General features: G+C 64.8%; 21 protein-coding genes. 14 read left to right on the forward strand and 7 right to left on the reverse strand.

The genetic code is table 11. The features are described 5' to 3' along the window. Together efeB and efeO are read left to right on the forward strand one after the other, a co-directional pair. On the forward strand, nt 1-1,317 hold the full coding sequence (gene efeB / locus F0357_RS21060) for an iron uptake transporter deferrochelatase/peroxidase subunit (RefSeq protein ID WP_153489470.1): 1,317 nt from the start codon (nt 1-3) through the stop codon (nt 1,315-1,317). Between the two features lie 14 nt (nt 1,318-1,331). Next, nucleotides 1,332-2,156, forward strand: a complete 825-nt coding sequence (gene efeO, locus F0357_RS21065; RefSeq protein ID WP_153489473.1) for an iron uptake system protein EfeO — start codon at nt 1,332-1,334, stop codon at nt 2,154-2,156. 190 nt (nt 2,157-2,346) lie between these two features. Here the strand turns inward: efeO and F0357_RS21070 are convergent, their stop codons facing one another. Continuing rightward, complete coding sequence (locus F0357_RS21070) at nt 2,347-2,955, reverse strand: TetR/AcrR family transcriptional regulator (protein WP_153489476.1); 609 nt, start codon at nt 2,953-2,955, stop codon at nt 2,347-2,349. A 100-nt stretch (nt 2,956-3,055) separates the two neighbouring features. Here F0357_RS21070 and F0357_RS21075 point away from each other — a divergent pair, with 100 nt between their 5' ends. From F0357_RS21075 to F0357_RS21090, 4 genes are all read left to right on the forward strand, one after another. Beyond that, a complete protein-coding gene (locus F0357_RS21075) occupies nt 3,056-4,510 on the forward strand; it encodes a carotenoid oxygenase family protein (RefSeq protein WP_153489480.1) in 1,455 nt (484 codons plus the stop codon). Nucleotides 4,511-4,720: 210 nt separating this feature from the next. Then, on the forward strand, nt 4,721-5,530 hold the full coding sequence (locus F0357_RS21080) for a helix-turn-helix domain-containing protein (RefSeq protein ID WP_153489483.1): 810 nt from the start codon (nt 4,721-4,723) through the stop codon (nt 5,528-5,530). Nucleotides 5,531-6,259: 729 nt separating this feature from the next. Further along, complete coding sequence (locus F0357_RS21085) at nt 6,260-7,297, forward strand: SphA family protein (protein WP_246161887.1); 1,038 nt, start codon at nt 6,260-6,262, stop codon at nt 7,295-7,297. Nucleotides 7,298-7,571: 274 nt separating this feature from the next. Further along, the gene (locus F0357_RS21090) at nt 7,572-8,147 is read left to right on the forward strand and encodes an invasion associated locus B family protein (RefSeq protein ID WP_153489490.1); all 576 of its coding nucleotides are present in this window, start codon (nt 7,572-7,574) and stop codon (nt 8,145-8,147) included. A gap of 48 nt (nt 8,148-8,195) precedes the next feature. Here F0357_RS21090 and F0357_RS21095 read toward each other — a convergent pair whose 3' ends face one another. Both F0357_RS21095 and F0357_RS21100 read right to left on the reverse strand, forming a co-directional pair. Then, complete coding sequence (locus tag F0357_RS21095) at nt 8,196-9,230, reverse strand: aldo/keto reductase (protein WP_153489494.1); 1,035 nt, start codon at nt 9,228-9,230, stop codon at nt 8,196-8,198. 34 nt (nt 9,231-9,264) lie between these two features. Continuing rightward, entirely contained in the window at nt 9,265-10,107 is an 843-nt protein-coding gene (locus tag F0357_RS21100) for an SDR family NAD(P)-dependent oxidoreductase (protein ID WP_153489497.1), read from the reverse strand. Nucleotides 10,108-10,276: 169 nt separating this feature from the next. Between F0357_RS21100 and F0357_RS21105 the strand changes: the two genes are divergently transcribed. The 8 genes from F0357_RS21105 to F0357_RS21140 all read left to right on the forward strand — a co-directional run bounded on the left by F0357_RS21105 (nt 10,277) and on the right by F0357_RS21140 (nt 18,572). Further along, entirely contained in the window at nt 10,277-11,191 is a 915-nt protein-coding gene (locus F0357_RS21105; RefSeq protein ID WP_153489500.1) for an AraC family transcriptional regulator, read from the forward strand. Between the two features lie 15 nt (nt 11,192-11,206). After that, nucleotides 11,207-12,229 carry a dicarboxylate transporter/tellurite-resistance protein TehA gene (tehA, locus tag F0357_RS21110; protein ID WP_446689052.1) on the forward strand — a complete coding sequence of 341 codons (1,023 nt, stop codon included), beginning with the start codon at nt 11,207-11,209 and terminating at the stop codon, nt 12,227-12,229. A 188-nt stretch (nt 12,230-12,417) separates the two neighbouring features. Then, nucleotides 12,418-13,137 carry a FadR/GntR family transcriptional regulator gene (locus F0357_RS21115; RefSeq protein ID WP_153489508.1) on the forward strand — a complete coding sequence of 240 codons (720 nt, stop codon included), beginning with the start codon at nt 12,418-12,420 and terminating at the stop codon, nt 13,135-13,137. Next, nucleotides 13,134-14,306: a PLP-dependent transferase gene (locus tag F0357_RS21120; protein WP_153489511.1), complete on the forward strand. Its 1,173-nt coding sequence runs from the start codon at nt 13,134-13,136 to the stop codon at nt 14,304-14,306. The genes F0357_RS21115 and F0357_RS21120 overlap by 4 nt, the downstream gene beginning before the upstream one ends. Nucleotides 14,307-14,389: 83 nt before the next feature. Next, a complete protein-coding gene (locus F0357_RS21125) occupies nt 14,390-15,628 on the forward strand; it encodes an ABC transporter substrate-binding protein (protein WP_153491442.1) in 1,239 nt (412 codons plus the stop codon). 90 nt (nt 15,629-15,718) lie between these two features. After that, nucleotides 15,719-16,654, forward strand: coding sequence for a carbohydrate ABC transporter permease (locus F0357_RS21130; protein WP_153489514.1), 936 nt, complete (start codon nt 15,719-15,721; stop codon nt 16,652-16,654). 4 nt (nt 16,655-16,658) lie between these two features. Then, nucleotides 16,659-17,492, forward strand: coding sequence for a carbohydrate ABC transporter permease (locus tag F0357_RS21135; protein WP_153489518.1), 834 nt, complete (start codon nt 16,659-16,661; stop codon nt 17,490-17,492). 12 nt (nt 17,493-17,504) lie between these two features. Then, on the forward strand, nt 17,505-18,572 hold the full coding sequence (locus F0357_RS21140) for an ABC transporter ATP-binding protein (RefSeq protein WP_153489529.1): 1,068 nt from the start codon (nt 17,505-17,507) through the stop codon (nt 18,570-18,572). Nucleotides 18,573-18,578: 6 nt separating this feature from the next. Here F0357_RS21140 and F0357_RS21145 read toward each other — a convergent pair whose 3' ends face one another. The 4 genes from F0357_RS21145 to F0357_RS21160 form a co-directional block, all read right to left on the reverse strand. Next, the gene (locus tag F0357_RS21145) at nt 18,579-19,607 is read right to left on the reverse strand and encodes a LacI family DNA-binding transcriptional regulator (RefSeq protein WP_153489533.1); all 1,029 of its coding nucleotides are present in this window, start codon (nt 19,605-19,607) and stop codon (nt 18,579-18,581) included. 286 nt (nt 19,608-19,893) lie between these two features. Beyond that, a complete protein-coding gene (locus tag F0357_RS21150) occupies nt 19,894-20,907 on the reverse strand; it encodes a zinc-dependent alcohol dehydrogenase family protein (protein ID WP_153491446.1) in 1,014 nt (337 codons plus the stop codon). A 17-nt stretch (nt 20,908-20,924) separates the two neighbouring features. Continuing rightward, the gene (locus F0357_RS21155) at nt 20,925-21,695 is read right to left on the reverse strand and encodes an L-iditol 2-dehydrogenase (RefSeq protein ID WP_153489536.1); all 771 of its coding nucleotides are present in this window, start codon (nt 21,693-21,695) and stop codon (nt 20,925-20,927) included. A gap of 152 nt (nt 21,696-21,847) precedes the next feature. Next, entirely contained in the window at nt 21,848-23,161 is a 1,314-nt protein-coding gene (locus tag F0357_RS21160; RefSeq protein WP_208948524.1) for an ABC transporter substrate-binding protein, read from the reverse strand. Nucleotides 23,162-23,449 lie beyond the last annotated feature (288 nt).

Consider the following 23,449-nt stretch of genomic DNA (forward strand, 5'->3'; position numbering starts at 1 on the left):
ATGAAGATCTCCAACCCTTCGGCGGCTCCCGTCGACGAGACGCGGCGCCGTTTCCTCATCGGCGTCGGCGCGGCCGCGGCCGGCGGGGCGCTCGCCCCGACGATGGCCCACGCGGCGAGCGACGTCGCCGGCAACGTCACCGATGCGCCGAAGAGCGCGCCCTCCATCCTGGAGCGCTGGCCTTTCTACGGCGATCACCAGCAGGGCATCGTCACGCCGCGTCCCGCGAACGGCATGATCGCCTCGTTCACGGTCGTCGCCGACAAGCCGGCCGATCTCGACGCGTTGTTTCGCCAGTTGACCGAACGGATCGTCTTTTTGACCCAGGGCGGCACGCCGCCGGAACTGAACCCGAAGCTGCCGCCGGCCGATTCCGGCATCCTCGGGCCCGTGGTCACCCCCGACAACCTGACCATCACCGTCTCGCTCGGCGACTCGCTGTTCGAGGACCGGATCTGGCTCAAGCCGCTGAAGCCGAAGCAGCTACAGCGCATGACGAAGTTCCCGAACGATGCGCTCGACGCGGACCTCTGCCACGGCGATCTCGTCCTGCAATTCTGCGCCAACACCCAGGACACGAACATCCACGCGCTTAGGGACATCGTGAAGATGATGCCCGACAAGCTCGTCCTGCGCTGGAAGCAGGAGGGCAACGTGCCCGTGCTGCCGCCGGCCGCGGACGGCCGCCCGCAGAGCGCGCGCAACTTCCTCGGCTTCCGCGACGGGTCGGCCAATCCCGATTCCGCCGACACGGCTTTGATGCGCGCGCTCGTCTGGGTGGGCGCCGGTCACGGCGAACCGGCCTGGGCTGAGCGCGGCTCTTATCAGGCGGTGCGGATCATCCGCAATTTCGTCGAGCGCTGGGACCGCACCCCGCTCGCGGAGCAGCAGGACATCATCGGCCGCGAGAAGATGAGCGGCGCCCCGTTCGGTGGCCGCAGCGAACACGACGTGCCCGATTATGCGAGCGATCCGACCGGCAAGGTGACGCCGCTCGATGCCCACATCCGCCTCGCCAATCCGCGCACCGCCCTGACCGAGAAGAACCGAATCCTGCGGCGACCCTTCAACTATTCGAACGGCGTCAGCAAGTCCGGCCAGATCGAGCAGGGCCTATTGTTCATCTGTTACCAAGCCGATCTCGAGCAGGGCTTCATCACGGTGCAGACGCGCCTCAACGGTGAGCCGCTCGAGGAATATTTGAAGCCGATCGGCGGCGGCTATTTCTACGTGCTGCCGGGCGCGCAGGGGCCCGGTGATTATCTCGGCCGCACCCTGATCGAGGCGGCGCGCAAGAGCGAAGCAACCCCCACCTGACGAGGAGCCCGGTGATGAAGTTGAGGCATCTGCCTGCCGTGGTCGCGTTTGCGGCCCTGTTGTCCGGTCATGCGATGGCCACCGAGCAAGCGGCGACGCTCGATCTCGTGGAACCGATCGCGGACTACAAGATCTACGTCTCCGAGAAATTGCAGACGCTGGTCTCCGATACGCGCGCCTTCACCGACGCCATCAAGGCGGGAGACGTCGCCAAGGCGAAGTCGCTGTTCGCGTCGACCCGGATGAGCTACGAGGCCGTCGAGCCGATCGCCGAACTCTTCAGCGACCTCGATTCCTCGATCGATTCCCGCGCCGACGACTACGAGAAGAAGGAGAAGGACCCAGCCTTCCCGGGCTTCCACCGTCTCGAATACGGCCTTTGGGTTCAGAACTCGACGGCCGGCCTCGCGCCGATCGCCGACAAGCTGATGGCCGACGTCGAGTCGCTCGACAAGCGCATCGCCGACCTGACGCTGCCTCCCGACAAGGTCGTCGGTGGCGCCGCCGCCCTGATGGAAGAGGTCGCCGCCACCAAGATCTCCGGCGAGGAAGATCGCTACAGCCACACCGATCTGTGGGATTTCCAGGCGAACTCCGACGGTGCCAAGAAGATCTTCGAGCTCGTCGAGCCGCTGATCCAGAAGCAGGACCCGGCCTTCGTGAAGAAGGTTTCGGACAACTTCGCCACCGTCGACGCGACGCTCGCGAAGTACAAGACCGCCGAGGGTTACGAGCCCTACGACAAGCTCACCGACGCCGACCGTAAGGTGCTCGCCAGCGCCGTCAACACGCTGGCCGAGGATCTCTCGACCCTGCGCGGCAAGCTCGGCCTGAACTGACGGGCTACCTTCCACGCGAACCGCCGTCCACGTGGCGGACGCGCGTGATGGCGCGGGGCGGATGTTTGGTGGTGCATGGGCGCAATCGTCCGTGCACCACCGTTTCCAAGCATCCGCTTCCGCGTCCGCGTCCGCGGCGTGGCACGTAATCCGATCCCATCCGCGCGGAAATACGGCACTCCGGCAAAGTCTATGCGCGTTGGCCGAAGTGGTTCAGAAAAGCGTCGACGGCCGTCGTGACGGATTGGAGGATGGACGCCTCGTCCGGCGGGTCGATAACGCCCCACATCGACTTCTCTGAGAGATCCATCTCCATCATTGCTTTGAACGTCATGGCCGCGAGGTGCGTATTTTCGGCGCGCAGCAAGCTGTGCCTGTCGAGGGCTTCCATCATCTCGACGATCTTGTCGATCGTAATCCGGACGCCGGTCTCGTAGAAAATCCGGCCGAGTTCGGGAAAGCGCTCGCACTCTCCGATGACGAGGCGGTTCGTGGCGATAGCCTTCGGCGACAGCACAAGTCTGAGATATGCACATCCGAACCGGATCAGTGTTCCGCGCGTATCGCCGGCAACAAGCTTGATGTCCGCCAGAGCGTCGAAAAGGTCTTTGCCCTGTTGTAGCATATACGCCTGAAATAGAAGATCCTTTGTCGGAAAATGATTGTATAATGTCGTCTTTGATCCGCCCAACGCTGCGGAAATATGGGACATATTTACGGATCCGTAGCCGTTTCGAAGAAACATTTCGCCCGCGACATCAAGGATGCGGTTGCGGACTGCCTCGCTTTTACTTCGCATGTCGAAAGCGTACCTTTGCGTACGGTTTTGTTTGACAAAGGGATGCGGTGGAGCATAATCGCCGAAAGCGTACAGAATAGTACGTCATAAGGGAGGAGCCATGACCACCGTCTTTCCGTCAAGCCCGGAATTCACGGGTCCCGCCTACACGCCCGCCCGATTCGAGGGCGATGTCTATGATCTCGTCGTGGAAGGCGAGGTGCCCACCGCCATCAAGGGAACGTATTATCAGGTCGCTCCGGACCCGCAATATCCGCCCATGCTCGGGCAGGATATCTTCTTCAACGGTGACGGCTGCATTCATGCCTTCACCTTTGCTGACGGGCATGTCGATTTCAAGCGCCGCTATGTGTTGACCGAGCGGCTCAAAGCGCAGCGCGAAGCACGGCGTTCTCTTCACGGAGTTTACCGGAATACCTACACCAACGATCCGTTGGTGAGCGGGCTGTCCAATTCCACGGCCAATACCAATGTCATCGTGCACCATGGTAAGCTGCTGGCTCTCAAGGAGGACAGCCATCCCTACGCGCTCGACCCGACGACGATGGAGACGCTGGGGACATACGATTTCGGTGGCCAGCTTACCAGTGCGACGTTCACGGCCCATCCGAAGATCGATCCCGTAACGGGCGACATGCTTTGCTTCGCCTATGAGGCGAAGGGAGATGCGACTCCGGATATCGTCTATTACGAGATCGACAAATCCGGAAGGAAGACGAAAGAGGTCTGGATCCGCGGGCCGTACGCGGCGATGATCCACGACTTCGCGGTCACCGAACATTATGTCGTGTTCCCGCTCATGCCGCTGACGGTCGATCTCGACCGAATCCGGAAGGGCGGGCGCCACTTTGAATGGCAACCGGGGCTCGATCAGACGTTCGGCGTGCTGCCGCGCGACGGAGACGCCAAGGACGTCCGCTGGTTCACGGCGCCGAACGGCTTCCAGGGGCATACCCTCAACGCCTTCGACGATGGACATGGGCGCGTATACGTCGACATGCCTGTCGCGTCCGGAAATGTGTTTCCGTTCTTTCCGCAGGCCGACGGCTATGTTCCGCCGCCGGAAACAATCATGTCGCGGCTCACTCGTTGGACCTTCGATATGAACAAAGCGGGCAACAGCCTTGAGGCTTCGTCGCTCACCGATTTCATTTGCGAATTTCCCCGCAGCGACGACCGCTACATGGGACGGCCCTACCGCCACGGCTTCGTAGCCGGGCTTGATCCCAGGCGGCCCTATGATTTCGAAACGCTCGGCCCGCCCTCTTGGGCGTTCATGAACTTTTTTGCCCATGTCGACCTTACTACCGGGAAAGTGAAGAGTTGGTTCGCCGACGACAAGACGTCGGTGCAGGAGCCGGCCTTCATCCCCAAAAGCGCGGGTGCGGCCGAGGGCGAGGGTTATCTCGTCGCTCTCGTCAACAGACTTGCCGAGAGGGCGACCGACCTTTTGGTGTTTGACGCCCAGCATTTGGACGACGGGCCGATCGCGACGGTCAAGCTGCCGGTTCGGCTGCGCATGTCTCTGCACGGCAATTGGGTTCCGGCAGTGTAGCGAGGGCGCGAATGCCGATATCGCTCGATTGAACGCGAAGCCGGTTCGGCTTCGATCAACGGGAACCGTCGCGGTCTTCGCGACGGGGCGCGCCGTCTTTCTCGTTGTCCGGGGGAAACCTACCGCCATTGCCCCCCCGCCGCACCCGCTGCGAGACGCCTCGCCTCAAACATCAGCCGACGCACCCAGATCGACGCCGGGGAGTGTAGTATGGCACGGCATGGCATCCGCAAAAAGGCGCTGATGTTGGTGGACGAGCGCCGCATCTTCTATCGAGGCGCGATCCCGGATGCGCGCGATCGTTGTGTCGGCGGCTATGTCTTCTATCTGACTCTCGGCAGCCCCTTTCTCTTCAGAAGGAGCGGGGACTGGACGGCCGTGACCGCGGCGATCACCGAGCCCTACGAGGTTCACTCGGTCCGCGGGGAGGGCGAGGTCCTCGTGCAATATATCCTGGAGCAGGAGGATGCCCGGCTCGGTTTAGGGTGCGCGACGGCCAAGGAACAAGCTATCGTCGCCTTCGTCAGCCGATACGAGGTCAGATCGTCTTTATGGAGCGTCAGCGGCAGTTGGGTTGATGACCTTGCAGGGAAGGTCGACCCGATTCTCTTTCCTAAGCCGGTCCAGCGGCGCATCATCGACGACCGCATACGGACCGTGATCGACCAAATTTGTGAGCAACCCGCCGATCGGCATTCCGCTGGAGTTTGCGCGGCGCTGGCCGATCTGTCGGTCTCGCGCTTTCTTCATGTGTTCAGCCAAGAGATCGGTGCGTCCTTTCGAAAGTTCCTGGCGTGGAAACGCGCGCGGGCCCTCTTCCACGCCATCACTGAAAAGATGAGCCTCACTGAGGTGGCATTGGACGCCGGATATGCAGATTCCTGCCACTTCAGTAATGCGGTCAAAAGTATTTATGGGCTTCGCCCGAAAGACATGTGGGCAGCCGGCCGTGATGCCGAAGTGGTGTACGGCATTCGACAGGCCGCCATCTCATCTCAGCTCGAACGAGATATCCGATAGGGCGAGGTCGGACGTTGCCGGCTCGCGCACGGTGGAGACGGCTGTTTCTGCCATTGCCCAACTCCACATCCGTCTTGGCGTTCAATTGGTTGCTCAAACCTCCGGCTCGCTCGCCGGAGGGTCGGCGGCGTGCGCTCGAATCCCGACCGTATTCGTCGCGCCTCACGGACAAGAACGTTAGCCAGTTTATACAAGACGATGTGGCTTAAACAGTTCACAAATATTCTACATATCGGCTCGGACTCGCCGCCGACCGGATATCTGCGTTGCATAATCAAAAAGAGGGGGCGCGTCCAAAATATGAAGTATCAGACCCCGTCGTTTACGCCGCCCTGGCGAGGGATAGGCGTTCCTTCGTGCCATCTGCCAATGCGCCATCACTCTTTAGACTGTCTTCGTCGCGATATCTCGAGCGACACAGGGCCGTCTCGGGCGGAGTAGCAGACGGCCCGGCCGTCGCTCCCCACGCCGGCGCGGGACAGAGCATCCCGCGCACGGGGAGTGTGAGTCCCGGCCACTTCACGGGCCGAGATGCAGCGATCTCAGCCACACGGCCGTTCCGACGCCGCCGTTCGCGCGCGGGCGGTCCTCCTATGGGCCGACATGTGGCGCTACAGGTCGCAGCGCGTCTCTTCGCGCGCAAGGTCCGCGATATCGGCAGTCGGCAATTCCGCCGCCATGCGACAGATCTCATCAATCATAAAACATAAAGGGGAGGATGACGTGCAGATGTCTCTAAATGGCCGGCGCCTGGCGAATATGTGGATCGATACATGGCCATGCGCGCCTCTCAAGCGCGCCGGGCATGCGATTATTCTTCTTATTTTGGGTCTCCCGATCGCTGCGCAAGCCGCGGAAAGTCCGAGCCCGATCACGCCCCCGGGCGGCACCGATCTCTACCAGGCGGTGTTGCCCCCCGAATCAGGGCTTTACGGCGTGGTCATCGCGATGCCGATCGGCAGGAACTTTCACTCTTACGACGCCCAGGGGAATCAAGCGCCCGCGTCGATGAATGCGGTTTACGATTCGCCGACCTTCGCCGGGGCCCTGATGTATGTCTATCCCTTCGGCGTGCTGGGCGGCCGCCTCATGTCGAGCGCTGCAATCAGCGCTCAGCACTACAGCTTCAAAGTCGGTGATGGATCACATGTCGATCAGTCGGAAGGGGCTTGGGGAAATATCTACAGCGACATCTTCTATTGGACGCGAAATGTCGGTCTCCTCGGCGCCGAGAAGGGCGTGGTGCCTCTGCCCTATGGTCTCAATGTCGGGGCTGGTTTTGCGATGACCATTCCGACTGGGACGTATGACGAGGCACAAGCCCTGCGCGGCCTGCCGCAACCGGTTGAACCTGTCTTCTCCTTCGTGCCGAATTTCGCGATGACCTACATCACGGCAACGAACTGGCTTACGCCCGCGAGCAGCCTCCAACTGAGCGCCCGCGCATTCTTCGGCTTCCCGACCGAGAACAAGACGACGAATTATCAGAATGGCGACACATACGACGTAGATTTCTCGGTTGGCGAGCGTATCGGTCCCGTCGTCGCCGGTCTGGCGGGATATTATCAGGCCCAATACAATGATGACGTCGTCAATGGAATTACAAAGTCCGATAGCCGTTATTCATATTGGGGATTAGGACCCGTCCTCGAATATGATATTCCGCAATATAATATGTCGATGAAAGCGAAATTTCAGCAACAGTTCGACGTCAAGAATAGCTTGGATATGCAAATCCTATCGTTCTCGGTGGCGATCAAATTCTAATCCCTGAGTTGCCGCCATAATAAGTGGGATCGGCAGGTCGCTTTCAGGGCGTCGATCGGATTTGAGCCGCGACTGGGCGCGTCGGCCGGGCGGTGATCGCCCCCCTGCGGCGGATCGGGCACAGGACGCAGCGAATTGTGCATCGGCCGCGCGCTTCGATTGCGGGCCGCGCCGCGTTGCCGATAAATATCGTCGGTAGCGCCGGGGGACGGACGCGTCATGATCGTCGCGGAGCCGACTCCCTTCCGTAATCCCGCATCATTCCGAGGAAGACATGTCCCGTTCCGTGAAGATCGCGCTCGTCACCGCCATGACGCTCGCGATGACGGTGTGTGCCGAGGCTCAGACCACCAAGACGAAGACGGCTCCGTCTGCGTCGGCCGAGCAGGCGACGAGCACGCTGCCGGGCGGAGCGACCTCCCTCCAGGAGACCTACGACGATTGGAGCGTCGCCTGCGCGATGCCGGGCGGCCGCAAGAGCTGCTCGTTCTCGCAGACCCAGGTCAACCAGCAGAACCAGCAGCGCGTGCTCGCGATCGAGCTCACCTCCGGCCAGGACGGCGCGATCACCGGCGTGCTCGCGATGCCGTTCGGCCTCGCGCTCGCCGACGGCGTAACGCTGCAGATCGACGATGCGGCGCCGGGGGGCCAGATCGCCTATCAGACCTGCCTTCCGGTGGGCTGCGTCGTGCCGCTCAAGTTCAACGCGGACTATCTGGCGAACCTCGAGAAGGGCAAGCAGCTCAAGGTGAACGCGGTCGCCGCCGACACCGGCAAGCCGCTCACCTTCACCATCTCGCTCAAGGGCTTCGCCCCGGCGCTGTCGCGCACCCGCTCGCTCTCGCAGTAATAACCCGACCCCGCGGCGCCGTTCGAGGCGCCGCGGGGTCGATCTCGATCAGCGCAGCGGGCTCTGCCCGAACCGGTAGGACGACTGGCGTTCGAACATCCAGCCCGGATATTCGGCGGGCAGGGCGCTCACGGCGTCGAGCGTGGCGCGCTCCTCGGCCGACAGGACGACCTCCGTCGCCGCGATGTTCTCGCGGAGCTGTTCCGGCCGCTTGGCGCCGATGATGACGGTGGTGACGACCGGCTGATGCAGCAGCCAGGCGAGGGCGACCTGGGCGATGGTGCATCCCTTCGCCTCCGCGATCGGCCGCATCGCGTCGATCACGTCGAAGGCGCGGGTACGATTGACCGGCGGGAAGTCGAAATTCGCCCGCCGCCCGTCCGATCCCTTGCCGTCGCGGCCATATTTGCCGCTGAGGAGGCCGCCGGCGAGGGGGCTCCACACCATCAATCCCACCTTTTCGGCCGTCAGCATCGGCACGATCTCGCGCTCGAGATCGCGGCCGGCGATCGTGTAATAGGCCTGGAGCGAGCGGATCGGCGCGAGATGGCGCCGCTCGGCGATGCCGAGCCCCTTGGCGACATGCCAGGCGCCCCAGTTCGACACGCCGACATAGCGCACGTAGCCCTGGCGAACGAGCTGATCGAGGGCTTCGAGCGTCTCTTCGATCGGCGTCAGCGGGTCGAAGCCATGGATCTGGTAGAGGTCGATATGATCGAGCTGAAGCCGCTTCAGGCTCGCCTTCGCCTGATCGAGGATGTGACCGCGGGAGGCGCCGCCGGCGTTCGGCGTGGAGCCGACGCGGCCGAAAACTTTCGTCGCGACGATCACCTCGTCCCGGGCGACGCCGAGATTGCGCAGCGCCTGACCGGTGATCTGCTCCGAGAGGCCTTCGGCATAGACGTTCGCCGTGTCGATGAAGTTGATGCCGGCGTCGAGGGCGCCGCGGACGATCTCGTCGGCCTCGGCCTGCTGGAGGTCGCCGATATTGCGCCAGATGCCTTCTCCGCCGCCGAAGGTCATCGTGCCGAGGCAGAGTTCGGAAACGAGCAGGCCGGTCTGGCCGAGCGGATTGTAGCGCATGGAGGATATCCTTCGCTGAGGGATTGGGGTGTCGTCAGGCGGCCTCGAACGCCCCGTCCGTGGAGACGGAGACGGCCCGCCAGGCATCGAGATCGCCCTGCAGCCGCGCGATCTTCGCGGTGACGACCTCCACGGCGTCGCTGCCGGCGGCGAAGCGCAGCGGGGGATTGGGCTCGTTGGCGAGCCGGACCGTCACGGCGGCGAGCTTCGCCGGATCGCCGGCCTGCTGGTGATTGCGCGCCGCATAGCCTTCGTGGATGGCCCTCGATGCCTCGGCATAGTCGGCGACCGGGTGGGCCGCGGTCTTGACCGAGCTCGGATCGAGAAAGTCGGTGCGGAAGAAGCCGGGCTCGATCAGCGTCACGCGGATGCCGAACGGCGCGACTTCGTGGGAGAGCGATTCCGAAAAGCCTTCGACCGCGTGCTTGCTCGCGCAATAGAGCGAGGCGCCCGGGCCGCCGCGGATGCCGGCGATCGAGGAGAGGTTGAAGATATGCCCGCCGCGCTCGGCGCGCATCGCCGGCAGGACCGCGCGGGTGACGTCGAAGAGGCCGAACACGTTGGTGGCGAACTGGTGCTCGGCATCGCCCGGCGCGGTCTCCTCGAACAGGCCGAGAAGCCCGAAGCCGGCATTGTTGACGAGCACGTCGATGCGGCCGAAGCGGGCGAGGGTGGTGTCGACCGCGGCGGCGATCCGCGCCCGATCGGTGACGTCGAGGGCAAGGCAGAGGAGGGCGTCGCTGGCCGGGAAGGCGTTGCGCAGGGCGTCGACGCTGCGGCCGGTGGCGGCGACGTTGTCTCCCGCCGCGAGCGCGGCCTTGACGATCTCCGCGCCGATCCCGCGGGTGGCGCCGGTGACGAACCAAGTCTTGACCATAGCGAACTCCGATGGCTCTGGGGACGGGTGAGAAATCGCACCGATCGGGCCGTCGGCAGTAGAGGAAAGCTGCCCGATCCTTGCACGATCCTCTCAATCGTGCGCGGCTCGTGAAAGCGTGTCTTGCGCGCGCATGCCCTGCCGAACAGGATCGCGGTGGAGGCTCATCATGGAAGAATCCATCTCCCGTCTCGCGGACCTCATCGCCCGACATTGCGACGTGTCGCGGTGGACGACGCCGATCCCGCGTCTGACGCTGCTGCGCTCCGACACGCCGACGATGCCGATCGGCGTCACCTACAATCCCGTCGTCTGCTTCATCGCCCAAGGCGCCAAGCGGGCGATCCTGGGCGAGCGGGTGTTCGATTACGATCCGGCGCACTATCTCGTTGCCTCGGTCGACCTGCCGGTCACCGGCGGCATCTCGCGGGCGAGCCCGCAGGAGCCTTATCTCGCCGCCTCGCTCGCGCTCGACCGCAGCCTGTTGGCGACCATGCTGCTCGAGATGGGGGACGGTCCGCGCAGCACCGATCCGCAGCCGGGTATGGCGGTCACCGCGATGACGCCGGACTTGCTCGATTCCCTCATCCGGCTCGTGTCGCTGCTTGATCGTCCGACCGACGCCGCGATGCTTGCGCCGCTCGTCGAGCGGGAAATCCTCTACCGCCTCCTGTGCGGCGAACAGGGTGCGCTTCTGCGTCAGATCGCGCTCGCGGACAGCAGTGTCTCGCGGGTCAGCCGGGTCATCACCTGGATCCGGGCCAATTTCGCCAAGCCGCTCAGGATCGAGTTGCTCGCCGAGATCGCCGGCATGAGCGCATCCTCGTTGCATCGTCATTTCAAGGCGGTGACGACGATGAGCCCGCTTCAATATCAGAAGCAGCTTCGGCTTCAGGAGGCACGGCGCCTTCTGCTGTCCCAGCACGTCGATGCGGCGAGCATCGGCTTCAGCGTCGGCTACGAGAGCCCCTCCCAGTTCAGCCGGGAATATAGCCGCCTGTTCGGGGCGCCCCCCGCCCGCGACGCGACCCGGCTCCGCGCGCTGACCGGTGCCGGCCTGGCGCCGTTCAGTCCGGCTCCCTGACCGCGCCGAGAGAGGATGCCGATGCGGCTGCCTGCGATCCCCGCTTCGTTCTTCGGCATGGTGCTCGGCCTCTCCGGGCTCGGCGTCGCCTGGCGCGCCGCGCACCGGGTCTGGGGCCTGCCGGCGGCGATCGGCGAGACGCTGATGGCGCTCGCCGCTCTGGTGTGGCTCGCCGTCAGCGTTCTCTATGTCCTCAAATGGGTGTTCCGGCGCGAGGCCGCGCGGCAGGAGCTCGACCATCCGGTCCAATGCTGCTTCGTCGGGCTGATGGGCGTTGCGACGATGCTGGTCGGCGGCGCCGCGCAGCAGCCCTATTCGGCGGCGGTCGCTCTGGTCCTGTTCGCCCTCGGCGCGGCCTTCACGCTCGGCTTCGCGCTGTGGCGGACGGGCGGCCTGTGGCGGGGCGGGCGCGATCATGCCCACAGCACCCCGGTGCTCTATCTGCCCGCGGTCGCGGGCAGCTATGTGGTCGCCGCCGTCGCCGGCGGCCTCGGCTTCACCGATTGGGGGCAGATCGCCTTCGGCGCCGGGCTCTTCTCGTGGCTCGCGATCGAGTCGGTCTTGCTCCACCGCCTCATCACGCTCGACAGCCTGCCGGCCCCGATGCGGCCGCTGCTCGGCATCCAGCTCGCGCCTGCACCGGTGGGGGCGGTCGCCTATCTCAGCGTCACCAACGGGCCGCCGGACGTGTTCGCCCACGCCATGATCGGCTATGGCCTGCTCCAGGCCCTCATCGTGATCCGCCTGCTGCCGTGGCTGCGGCAGGCGCCGTTCGCGCCGTCTTATTGGGCCTACACCTTCGGCGTGGCGGCCCTCTCCGTCGCGCCGCTGCGCCTGCTCGAACGCGGCGATGGCGGCGCGATCGGCATCCTCGCACCGATCCTGTTCGTGGGTGCGAACCTCGTCGTCGGCCTCGTCGCGATCGGCACGCTCCGCCTCGCCGTCGCCGGCCGTCTGCTGCCGAAGGCGGAACCCGCGTCCACCGCTCCGACGGTGGCGAACGGCGAGGTCGTGACGGCAGGCTCCACCGGACGCTGATCGGCGCGCCGTCTCGCTCGCGTCAGCGGCGAGCCTCGTCTGGCCCCGCGCAGGCTTCATCCTGACCGCGATATCCCCCGAACCGCGCCGCAGGCGCGACCGGTGCGCCTTTCCGTTTGACAAAAGCCGTCTGTCGCTATTGCTATGATGTCAGACCAATTTGAACCACTTCCAATCCACCCGAGCCGATGCCGCCGACCGCTGCGAGACCGACCATCGCTCCCCTGCCGCCGCTCGATCGCGCGAGCCAGGTGCTCGATTCGCTCGTGACCTATATCGACGGCGCCGCGCTCGCCCCCGGCGACCGTCTGCCGGCCGAGCGCGAGCTGATGGCGGCCCTCGGCGTCGGTCGCTCGACGGTGCGCGAGGTGATCCGCCACTTCCAGGCGCTCGGCGTGATGGAGACGCGGAAGGGCAGCGGCACCTACCTGCTCAAGCCGATCAACGCGGCGACCATCCACATGCCGCTGTCGCTCGATGCGGCGAGCCTGCGCGATGCGCTGTTGCAGACCCTGGAAGTGCGCCGCGGCATCGAGTGCGAGGCCTGCATGGTCGCCGCGCGCCGCCGCACCGCCGAGGACATCGCGATCATCGAGGCTAAGCTCGATGAGATGGAGCGCGTCCACCACCTCAAGGGGACCGCGGGCGAGGAAGACCTCGCCTTCCACTTGGCGATCTACGACGCGACCCACAACCCCCTGTTTCGCCAGCTTCTCGAACAGATGCGGGAGGCCTTCGAGCGGTTCTGGGACAAGCCGTTCGACCGGCCGGATTTCGCCCGCCGCTCCTTTCCTTTCCACCGCCGCTTGTTCAACGCGATCGTTGCCCAGGACACCGAAGCGGCGCGCCTCGAAACACTGAAGATCCTCGACATCGTCGAGGAGGACATCAAGGACATGGCCGGATGATCAACGGTGCCGACCCGTTCGAGCACGCCTTGCTCGCCGTCGCGCATGACGAGACGAACGCCTTCGAGGCCGTCGTCCCGCCGATCGTGCAGACCTCGCTCTTCACCTTCGAGAGCTACGACGAGATGGTTGCGACCTATCGCGGCGAGAAGGTGCGGCCGGTCTATTCGCGCGGGCTGAACCCGACGGTGCGCCATTTCGAGGAGACGCTCGCCGCGCTCGAAGGCGGCGAGGACGCGCTCGGCTTCGCGAGCGGCATGGCGGCGATCTCGTCCACCGTGCTGAGCTTTGTCGAGCCGGGCGACCGCATCGTCGCGGTGCGCCACGTCTATCCGGATGCCTTTCGCCTGTTTGGTACGCTCCTCAAGCGCATGCGTATCGAGGTGACCTATGTCGACGGCCGCGACGAGGAGGCGGTGGCGAAGGCGCTGCCGGGCGCCAAGCTGTTCTACATGGAGAGCCCGACGAGCTGGGTGATGGAGGCTCACGATGTCGGCGCACTCGCTGCCCTGGCGCGCCGGCACGGCGTCATCAGCGTCATCGACAACAGTTGGGCGAGCCCGATCTTCCAGCGCCCGCTCACCCTCGGCGTTGATCTCGTCCTGCATTCGGCGTCCAAATATCTCGGCGGCCACAGCGACGTCGTCGCCGGCGTGGTGGCGGGTCCCAAGGCTCTGATCGACCGCCTGCGCGGCGAAACGCTGCCTTATCTCGGCGGCAAGCTGTCGCCGTTCGATGCCTGGCTGCTGATCCGCGGCCTGCGGACCCTGCCGATCCGCATGAAGGCGCACGAGGCCTCGGCGCTCGCCATCGCGCGGCGGCTCAAGGCGCTGCCGATCGTGCGCGAGGTCCAGCATCCTGGCCTCGCCAACCAATTGCCGCCCGGCCTCGGCGGCACCTCGGGCCTGTTCTCCTTCATCTTCGAGGAGGGCATCGACATCCGCGCCTTCGCCGACCGCCTGAAGCTGTTCAAGCTCGGCGTGTCCTGGGGCGGCCACGAGAGCCTGATCGTGCCGGGCGAGGTGGTGCTCCAGCAGAAGGCCGAGCCGAACTCCGCCCACGCCTTCGGCATCGATCCGCGCTCCGTCCGCCTCCATGTCGGCCTCGAAGGCACCGAGGCGCTGTGGCGCGATCTCGAGGAGGCGATCGCTTCCGCCATCACGACCTGACGATCCGACCGACCGAAACCAAAAGAGGGGAGACCAAGACCGTGAAGAAGAACTTTGGGAAGAAGATCCTGGCGGCGGCTCTGATGAGCACGCTGTTCGCCACGACGGCACTTGCGGATACGACGCTTAAGCTGGTCGAAGTCATCACGAGCCCCGAGCGCACCGAAACGCTGAAATCCATCGTCGGCAAGTTCGAGGCGGCCAATCCCGGCACCAAGGTCGAGATCATCTCGCTGCCTTGGGGCGAGGCGTTCCAGAAGTTCGCCACCATGGTCTCGGCCGGCGAGATTCCGGACGTCATGGAGATGCCGGACACCTGGGTTTCGCTCTATGCCAACAACGGGATGGTCGAGAGCCTCGAGCCCTATCTGAAGACGTGGAGCGAGACCTCGGATCTGTCGGACCGCGCGCTCGAGCTCGGCCGTGACGTCAAAAACACCGCCTATATGCTGCCCTACGGCTTCTATCTGCGGGCGATGTTCTACAACAAGAAGCTCCTCGCCGAGGCCGGCGTCGCCGAGCCGCCGAAGACGATGGCGGAATTCGAGGAGGCCGCGAAGAAGATTTCGGCGCTTCCGGGCAAGTCCGGCTATTGCCTGCGCGGCGGCCCGGGCGGCCTCAACGGCTGGATGATGTTCGGCGCCACGATGGCCGGCTCCAACGAATTCTTCCGGCCGGACGGCACCTCGACCATCAACAGCGAAGGCTGGGTCAAGGGCCTGACCTGGGTGATCGACCTCTACAAGAAGGGCTACGCCCCGAAGGATTCCGTCAATTGGGGCTTCAACGAGATCGTCGCCGGCTTCTATAGCGGCACCTGCGCCTTCCTCGATCAGGACCCGGATGCGCTCATCGCCATCGCCCAGCGCATGAAGGCCGACGATTACGGCGTCACCACCATGCCGAAGGGGCCCGACGGCAAGACCTTCCCGACCATCGGCTTCGCCGGCTGGTCGATGATGTCGGCGAGCCAGCACAAGGATCTCGCCTGGAAGCTCATCGCCACCCTCGAGGGCCCGGAAGGCAACATCGAGTGGAACAAGCGCACCGGCGCCTTGCCGGCGCTGAAGTCGGCCGCCAAGGACCCGTTCTATTCGAGCCCGCAGTTCAAGGGCTGGTTCGACGAGCTGGCGGATAAGAACGCCATCCCGACCGTGATGCCGACCTATCTCGAGGAGTTCGCCTACTTCAAGGACTCGCTCGCGATCAAGACGACGCAGCAGGCGCTGCTCGGCGACATCACTCCCCAGGAGCTCGCCGATCAGTGGGCGGACTACCTGACCAAGGCGCAGCAGAAATATCTGGCGAGCAAGGCCAAATAATCCGGGTGACGAACCCTTCGTGACTGCCGCTGCGGGCGTGGCCGAGACGCCTCGCCCGCAGCGGACCCGCCTTCGCACCGGAACGTCCAGATGACCTCGTCCGCCCTGCGCGCCGATCTCGGTGCCGACCGGCGTCCGTTCCTGAAGCGTCTCGCTCAGGCATCGGAGCCCTATCTCTACAGCGCCCCGGCGTTGATCCTGATCTTTACGATCATGCTGGTGCCCTTGGTGCTCGGCATCTCGTATGCGTTCCGCGACGTCCAGTTGCTCAACCCGTTCTCCGGCGGCTTCGTCGGCCTCGACCATTTCCGGGCGCTCGCCCGCGATGCCGATTTCTTCCGCTCGCTGAAGAACACGCTCTGGTGGACCGGCGCCTCGGTCGGCCTGCAATTCGTGTTCGGCCTGATCCTGGCGCTGCTGCTCAACCAGCCTTTCTACGGCCGTGGTCTGGTCCAGGCGCTGGTGTTCCTGCCCTGGGCGGTGCCGAGCTTCCTCGCCGGTCTCAACTGGGCCTGGCTGTTCAACCCGGTGATCGGCCCGCTGCCGCATTGGCTCTATGCGCTCGGCATCCTGTCGGCGCCGAACAACATCCTGTCCGACCCGCAACTCGCGATGTGGGGCCCGATCGTCGCCAATGTGTGGTGGGGCATTCCGTTCTTCGCGATCACCCTGCTCGCCGCCTTGCAGGCGATCCCGCGCGACCTTTACGAAGCCGCCTCGATCGACGGCGCCGGCCCGGCGCAGCGCTTTCTCTCGATTACGCTACCCTTCCTCGCGCCGACGATCGCCATCACCGTGCTCCTGCGCACGGTCTGGATCGCCAATTTCGCCGACCTCATCATCGTGATGACCAACGGCGGCCCGGCCGACCGCACCCAGATCGTCGCGAGCTACATCTTCACCCAGGCCTTCAAGCGGCTCGATTTCGGCTATGCCTCGGCGATCGCCCTGGTCCTGCTCGCCTTGCTGCTCGTCTATTCGATGCTGATCGTGCTGCTGCGGCAATCGCTCATGAGCAAGGACTAGGACCATGAGGCCGTCCCGCATCGCGCTCGTCGGCGCCCACCGTCTCGCCATCCTCGCCTATGTCGTCTTCGCGCTATTCCCGTTGTTCTGGCTGCTCAAGGTTTCGGTGACGCCGAACGAGCTCCTCTACAGCGAGGGCGTGCGGATGTGGCCGTCGCACGCCACCTTGCAGCATTTCGAGTCGGTGCTCGCCCACAGCGCCTTCCCGACCTTCTTCAAGAACAGCCTCATCGTCTCCGGCGCCACTGCGATCATCGTCACCTTGGTCGCCTCGCTCTCGGGCTACGCGCTGTCGCGCTTCTCGTTCCGGGCGAAGTACTGGATCGTCGGGCTGATGCTGATCACCCAGATGTTCCCGCTCGTCATGCTGATCGCGCCGATCTTCAAGATCCTGTCGCCGCTCGGCCTCACCAACAGCCTGACCGGGCTCGTCATCGTCTATTCCGCCTTCAACGTGCCGTTCGCGACCTTCCTGATGCAGTCCTTCTTCGACGGCATCCCGAAGGACCTCGAAGAGGCGGCGATGATCGACGGCGCGACGCAGTTCATGGCGTTCCGCCAGATCGTGCTGCCGCTGACGCTGCCCGGCATCGCGGCGACGCTCGGCTTCGTCTTCACGGCGGCCTGGAGCGAGCTCCTGTTCGCCCTGATGCTGATCTCCGGCAACGACGCGGCGACATTTCCCGTCGGCTTGCTGTCCTTCGTCTCCAAGTTCTCGGTCGATTTCGGGCAGATGATGGCCGCGGGCGTCCTCGCGCTCATTCCGGCCTGCCTCTTCTTCCTGCTCATCCAGCGTTATCTCGTGCAGGGCCTCACCGCCGGCGCGGTCAAGGGCTGAAAGGCGCGCTCCATGGCGTCCATCTCGATATCCGGCATCACCAAGGCCTTCGGCCAGTTCCCGGTCCTGAACGGGATCGACCTCGCGATCGAGGACGGCGAGTTCGTCGTCCTCGTGGGACCGTCCGGCTGCGGCAAATCCACCTTGCTGCGGGTCATCGCGGGCCTCGAAACCGCGACCGCGGGCGAGATCCGCATCGCGGATCGGCGCGTCAACGAGCTCGCGCCGAAGGACCGCGACATCGCCATGGTGTTCCAGTCCTACGCGCTCTATCCGCACATGTCCGTCGCGGAGAACATGAGCTACAGCCTGCGGCTTCGCAAAACCGCGAAGGACAAGATCACGGCGATGGTGAAGAGCGCCGCCGCCAAGCTCGAGCTCGATCCGCTTCTGGAGCGCCGTCCGAAGGCGCTGTCCGGCGGCCAGCGCCAGCGCGTCGCCATGGGGCGCGCCGTGGTGCGCCAGCCGAAGGCCTTTCTGTTCGACGAGCCCTTGTCGAACCTCGATGCCCGCCTGCGCGAGCAGATGCGCGCCGAGATCAAGCGGCTGCACCGCGAACTGCGCGCCACCTCGATCTACGTCACCCACGACCAGATCGAGGCGATGACGCTGGCCGACCGCATCGTCGCGATGCACGGCGGCGTGGTGCAGCAGGTCGGCACCCCGCTCGATCTCTATGATCGTCCCGCGAACCTCTTCGTCGCCGGCTTCATCGGCTCGCCGGGCATGAACTTCCTCGACGGCACCTACACCGAAGCGGGCGCCGCGGCCGCCGTCGTCCTGAAGGACGGCACCGCCGTTCCCGTCAAGCCGCGCGGCGGCCTCGCCGACGGCACGCGGGTCACCCTCGGGATCCGCCCCGAGCACGTCGCGACCGGCACCAGCGGCATGGTGGAGGCGGGGGTCGACCTCATCGAGCCGACCGGCTTCGGCGTCATCATGCACCTGAGCGTCCACGGCCTGCCGCTCAAGGTGTTCACCCTCGACCGCTCCGTGATGACCGACGCCACGACCGTCCGCCTGACCTTCCCCGAAGCCCACCTCCACATCTTCGACGCGGCCGGCAACCGCGCCGATTGAGGCGGATCAGGCGGACCGGCGCAGCATCAGCTCGGATTTGAGAAGGATCTGCTCCTGAAGCGGCTCGGCGCCGGCCTCGCCGCCGGAGGCCTCCTCACCGAGCTTCTGGAGCAGAAGCTTGATCGCCAGCCGCCCAATCTCGTCGCAGTTCTGCGCGACCGTGGTGATCGGCGGGCAGGCATATTGCGAGAGGGGATGGTCATCGTGGCCGGCAACCCGAAGATCGCAATCGCTTCCGTGGCCGACCCTGAGGCCGAGCTGGTAGGCGGCGGCGATGACGCCGAAGGCGAGACGGTCGTTGGCACACAGGATGGTGCGGCTCGGCAGCGCGTCGACGCCCTGTTTCAGAAGCCGGATCGCGTTGTCGAAGGCGAACCGTTCGAAGTCCCAGCTCGTGCTTTCGGGGAGCGGGACCATGTGAGGTTCCGTGTTCAACTGGGTCATCGCCTCGATATAGGCGGCGCGCCGCGTGGCGGCGTTGGTGTTGACCGAGGGCATGCCGAAATAGCAGGGCGGCTCGCCGGACCGGCAAAGATAATCGACGATGAGGCCGAAGCTCTGGCGATTGTCGGTGCCGACGAAGGCGGCGGCGTCGTTCGGCGGCGAATCGACGTAGACGAGCGGCACGTTGCGATGCAACGGCGCGAGCGTGTCCGGCCGCGAGCCGGCGCCGAGGGGGGCCACGATCGCGCCAGCGACGTTCATCGACTGGAAGGTGCCGACCGCGCGCTCTTCCGCTTCGGCGCGGCCACCGGACGACAGCACGAAGGCGAGAAAGCCGGACTCGCTCGCGATCAATTCGATCCGCTGCGTCAGCGCCATATAGAAGGGATCGATGGCATCGGGCACGATGATGCCGATGATGTTGCTGCGCCGGCGGTTGAGGTTGACCGCGAAGATATTCGGCCGAAAACCGGACTTCTTGAGAGCCCCTTCGATCGCAATCCGCGTCTTCTTGCTGACCGAGTTCGGATCGTTGAAATATTTCGAGACCGTCGGCCGCGAGAGGCCCGCGAATTCGGAGAACTCCTCCATGGTTCTGATCGGTTTCGGCAACATCGGCTCCCTTCGCAGCGATCGGCAGCGGCGCTGAAATCACCGCCGATCCGCCGTCCGAAGACGGCGATCAACTCCGCGCTACGGGCGCGTCGACGGCCCGGAGCGAGGGAGGAATGATGACGAGCCCCACCCGCTATGCTCTAGAGCACGTCTCGCGCGGACAGAAGAGGCGCGAGATCGTTCCTTCGGCGCATTCCGAGGAACGGAATGCCCGTTCAGAGACGATCTGACGGCGCTCCGGTGCGCGAGGCGGCGTCGGGCCTCAATCGGCGACGAATTGAACCTTCATGGTCGCCGGATCGCTCGGCTTCTTCTCGAAGAAGGGCAGCATCTCGGCGAGCGGCAGGCGGTGGGAGACCAATCTCTCCATCACGGCGCCGTCCTTGCGCAGGATCGTCAGCGCATCGGGGATGTTGCGGTTCAGCGAATGCGAGCCGACCAGCTTGAGCTGGCGCCGGAAGATCTCGAAAGGCGCGACCGTGATGCGCGCCTCCGGTGCGCAGACCCCGAAGACGAGCGCGGTGCCGCCATCGGCGAGCAGGGGGATCATCCCTTCGACCACGGCGGCGATGCCGGTGGCGTCCGCGATGAAATCGAACGTTCGCGCGGCCGCGGTGATGGCGGTCGAGCCGGAGACGGCGCCTTTGAGACCGAGACTTTCCGCGAAGGCGAGGCGACTCTCGTTGATGTCCGCGACCGTGACGCTCGCCACACCCTGGGCCTTGAGCGACAGCGCCATCAGAAGTCCGATCGGGCCGGCACCGAACACCAGCGCATTGTCGGGCACGATCGGCGCCTTGCCGATGACGTTGGCCGCTGTCAGGCCGTTCGCGACGCAGGCGAGCGGCTCCGCGAGCGCGGCGATGTGGAACGGCATGTCGCCGATCGGGTGCAGGTGCTCGACCTTCACGAGGCTCAGGTCCGCGAACCCGCCATTGTGGGTGACGCCGTAGGCCTTCAGCGACACGCAGAGATTGCTCAGTCCCTTGCGGCAGGCGGCGCACCGTCCGCACGGCAGGTTGGGATCGACGACCACCCGGTCGCCCGCCGCGACGTTGGTCACATCGTCCGCCACCGCCTCCACCGTGCCGGCATATTCGTGGCCGGGGATAACCGGGAATGCCCCTTCGCCATAGCGGGCGTGGAGTACGTCGATATCGGTGTGGCACAGCCCGGAGGCCTTGACGCGCAACAGCGCATGCCCGGACGGTACGGGACCGATGGAAAGGTGGGCAAGGGTGGCCTCGCCCTTGCCCGTGAACTGGATCGCCTGCATCTCGCTCATGATCCGCCTCAGCTCATCCAGTTTCCGCCGTCGACATTGTAGGTCTGGGCGAGGATGTAGTTGCTGTCCGCCGAGGCGAGGAAGACGGCGAGGCCCTTGATGTCGTCCGGTGTGGCGAAACGGCCGATCGGCACCGACTTGGCGACCTGGGCCTTCTTCTCACCGGGCTTCAGGCCCTCCCACTTGGCGAAGTGGGCGTCGACCATCTCCCAGTGCTCGCCGTCGACGACGCCCGGCGCGATGGCGTTGACATTAATCCCATATTTGACGAGGGCCAGCGCCGCCGATTGGGTGGCCGAGATGATCGCCGCCTTGGAGGCGCAATAGAGCGTGACGAGCGCCTCGCCGCGGCGCCCCGCCTGGCTCGCCATGTTGATGATCTTGCCGCCACGGCCGCGGGCGATCATCACGTTGGCGACCGCCTTCATCATGAAGATCGGGCCCTTGAAATTCACGCCGAACACCGCCTCGTAGCTCTCTTCGGTGATCGCCTGGATCGGCGCCATGTCGAAGATCGCGGCATTGTTGACGAGAATGTCGATCCCGCCTTCGTCGGCATCAACCGCGCTCACCACGGCCTCGATATCGGCAATGTTCGTCACGTCGAGCTTGACCGCGCGGGCGGCCGGGCCGATCGCCGCCGCGGCCTCTTGGGCGCGGGTGATGTTGACGTCGGCGATCACCACGCGAGCCCCCTCGGCCACGAAGGCCTGGGCGAAACCGAGGCCGATCCCCCGCGCGCCGCCGGTGATCAGCGCGATCTTGTTCTGAAGTCTCATGGCATCGTTCCGTATGCGGGCGGCCGTTGCGCCGCGGCAATGTGGGCGGCCGGCACAGCATCGCCGGCCTGGCCGGCGGTGCGGCCCAGGAAATCGCTGAGGGATGGTGGGTCCGGCAGCGGAGCCGGGCCCACCGATGTAGGGAGCAGGATTTACTTGATGTAACCCGCGCGCGTCATCTCGCGCTCGACTTGGGTCTGAGCCGCCTCGAGGGCGGCATCGACGGTCTGCTGACCGGCGAGCGCCGCGCCGATCTGCTGGCCGGTGACGGTGCCGATCGACTGGAACTCGGGGATCGCCACGAACTGCACGCCGGTATAGGGCACCGGGTCCTTGGTCGGCTTGTTCGGGTTGGCCGAGAGGATCGCCTGGAGGACGGTCTCGGCGAACGGCGCCGCCTTGATGTAGTTCGGGTTCTCATAGGTCGACTTGCGGGTGCCGGGAGGCGCCGCGACCCAGCCCTCGGTCTCGCCGACGAGCTTCACGTAGTCCTTCGACGTCGCCCACTTCAGGAACGACTTCGCGGTGTCGAGCTTCTGGGTGGTGACCGGGATCGCGAGGTTCCACGACCACAGCCAGCTCGAACCGTCCGGGGTCACTTCGGTGGGCGCGCGGGTGAAGGCGACCTTGTCCGCGACTTGGCTCTGTTTCGGGTCGTAGACGCGGCCGGCGGCCGACGTAGCATCGATCCACATCGCGCAATGGCCGGTCGAGAACAGGGACTGGTTCTCGTTGAAGCCGTTGGCGACGGCGCCCGGCGGGCCGTAATCCTGCATCAGCTTCACATAGTCGCCGATGGCGTTCTTCCACGGCTGCGTCGTGAGCTGCGGCTTCCACTCCATGTCGAACCAGCGGCCACCATAGGTGTTCACCATGGTGCCGAGGAAGGCCATGTTCTCGCCCCAGCCCGGCTTGCCGCGGAGGCAGATGCCGTACTGCTCCTTGGACTTGTCCGTGAGCTTGGCGGCGAAGGTCTTGATGTCGTTGTAGGTCGGATGGTCCGGCATCTTCAGGCCGGCGGCATCGAACAGGTCCTTGCGATAGAGCGTGAACGAGCTCTCGCTGTAGAACGGCACCGCGAAGAGCTTGTTGTCGACGGTGAGGCCGGCGCGGATCGGCTTCAGCAGGTCGTCGTAATCGTAATCCTTGCCGAGATCGTCGACCGAGGCGAGCCAGCCCTGCTTGCCCCAGATCGGCGTCTCGTAACCGCCGATGGTGATGATGTCGAACTGACCGCCCTTCGTCGCGATGTCGGTGGTGACCCGTTCGCGCAGCACGTTCTCTTCGAGGACGATCCAGTTGATCTTGTTGCCGGTCTTCTGCTCCCACTGCTTCGAGAGCTTCTGCATGATGATCATGTCGCCGTTGTTTACGGTGGCGATCGTGATCTCTTCGGCGGAGGCGATACCCGCCATGAGGCCGAGCCCGAAGGCTGAGGCTAAGAGGGTGCTTATTATTGATTTCATCGGATCCCTTCCTCCCTTTTATGATCTCTACGCATAAAATGACATGCGTAAAATTCCTATCCGGCGAGTCAGCCCATCTGTCAAGCGGGCTGACCGGCGCGATAGGTTGGGGTGCCCCGAAAAAGGCAGTCCAAATCATTGTAGATAAACATAAAAAAATAAAATCGGCACTTCAGTGAGGGCCCACGATGGGGGTCCGAAACTGCGTCAGCAATGTTGACGCATGTAAAATCGCACTTGACGCTGCGCGTTCCGGCGCGCTATTCGGCGGAAATAAGCGGCTCAGTT

The sequence above is a fragment of the Segnochrobactrum spirostomi genome (assembly GCF_009600605.1).
GTDB classification, from domain to species: domain Bacteria; phylum Pseudomonadota; class Alphaproteobacteria; order Rhizobiales; family Segnochrobactraceae; genus Segnochrobactrum; species Segnochrobactrum spirostomi.

Bases quoted from the DNA above. Each gene is read 5' to 3' on its own strand.
- efeB (WP_153489470.1), top strand. From the start codon at position 1: ATGAAGATCTCCAACCCTTCGGCGGCTCCCGTCGACGAGACGCGGCGC.
- efeO (WP_153489473.1), top strand. From the start codon at position 1,332: ATGAAGTTGAGGCATCTGCCTGCCGTGGTCGCGTTTGCGGCCCTGTTG.
- F0357_RS21070 (WP_153489476.1), bottom strand. From the start codon at position 2,955: ATGCGAAGTAAAAGCGAGGCAGTCCGCAACCGCATCCTTGATGTCGCG.
- F0357_RS21075 (WP_153489480.1), top strand. From the start codon at position 3,056: ATGACCACCGTCTTTCCGTCAAGCCCGGAATTCACGGGTCCCGCCTAC.
- F0357_RS21080 (WP_153489483.1), top strand. From the start codon at position 4,721: ATGGCACGGCATGGCATCCGCAAAAAGGCGCTGATGTTGGTGGACGAG.
- F0357_RS21085 (WP_246161887.1), top strand. From the start codon at position 6,260: ATGTCTCTAAATGGCCGGCGCCTGGCGAATATGTGGATCGATACATGG.
- F0357_RS21090 (WP_153489490.1), top strand. From the start codon at position 7,572: ATGTCCCGTTCCGTGAAGATCGCGCTCGTCACCGCCATGACGCTCGCG.
- F0357_RS21095 (WP_153489494.1), bottom strand. From the start codon at position 9,230: ATGCGCTACAATCCGCTCGGCCAGACCGGCCTGCTCGTTTCCGAACTC.
- F0357_RS21100 (WP_153489497.1), bottom strand. From the start codon at position 10,107: ATGGTCAAGACTTGGTTCGTCACCGGCGCCACCCGCGGGATCGGCGCG.
- F0357_RS21105 (WP_153489500.1), top strand. From the start codon at position 10,277: ATGGAAGAATCCATCTCCCGTCTCGCGGACCTCATCGCCCGACATTGC.
- tehA (WP_446689052.1), top strand. From the start codon at position 11,207: ATGCCGATGCGGCTGCCTGCGATCCCCGCTTCGTTCTTCGGCATGGTG.
- F0357_RS21115 (WP_153489508.1), top strand. From the start codon at position 12,418: ATGCCGCCGACCGCTGCGAGACCGACCATCGCTCCCCTGCCGCCGCTC.
- F0357_RS21120 (WP_153489511.1), top strand. From the start codon at position 13,134: ATGATCAACGGTGCCGACCCGTTCGAGCACGCCTTGCTCGCCGTCGCG.
- F0357_RS21125 (WP_153491442.1), top strand. From the start codon at position 14,390: ATGAGCACGCTGTTCGCCACGACGGCACTTGCGGATACGACGCTTAAG.
- F0357_RS21130 (WP_153489514.1), top strand. From the start codon at position 15,719: ATGACCTCGTCCGCCCTGCGCGCCGATCTCGGTGCCGACCGGCGTCCG.
- F0357_RS21135 (WP_153489518.1), top strand. From the start codon at position 16,659: ATGAGGCCGTCCCGCATCGCGCTCGTCGGCGCCCACCGTCTCGCCATC.
- F0357_RS21140 (WP_153489529.1), top strand. From the start codon at position 17,505: ATGGCGTCCATCTCGATATCCGGCATCACCAAGGCCTTCGGCCAGTTC.
- F0357_RS21145 (WP_153489533.1), bottom strand. From the start codon at position 19,607: ATGGAGGAGTTCTCCGAATTCGCGGGCCTCTCGCGGCCGACGGTCTCG.
- F0357_RS21150 (WP_153491446.1), bottom strand. From the start codon at position 20,907: ATGCAGGCGATCCAGTTCACGGGCAAGGGCGAGGCCACCCTTGCCCAC.
- F0357_RS21155 (WP_153489536.1), bottom strand. From the start codon at position 21,695: ATGAGACTTCAGAACAAGATCGCGCTGATCACCGGCGGCGCGCGGGGG.
- F0357_RS21160 (WP_208948524.1), bottom strand. From the start codon at position 23,161: ATGAAATCAATAATAAGCACCCTCTTAGCCTCAGCCTTCGGGCTCGGC.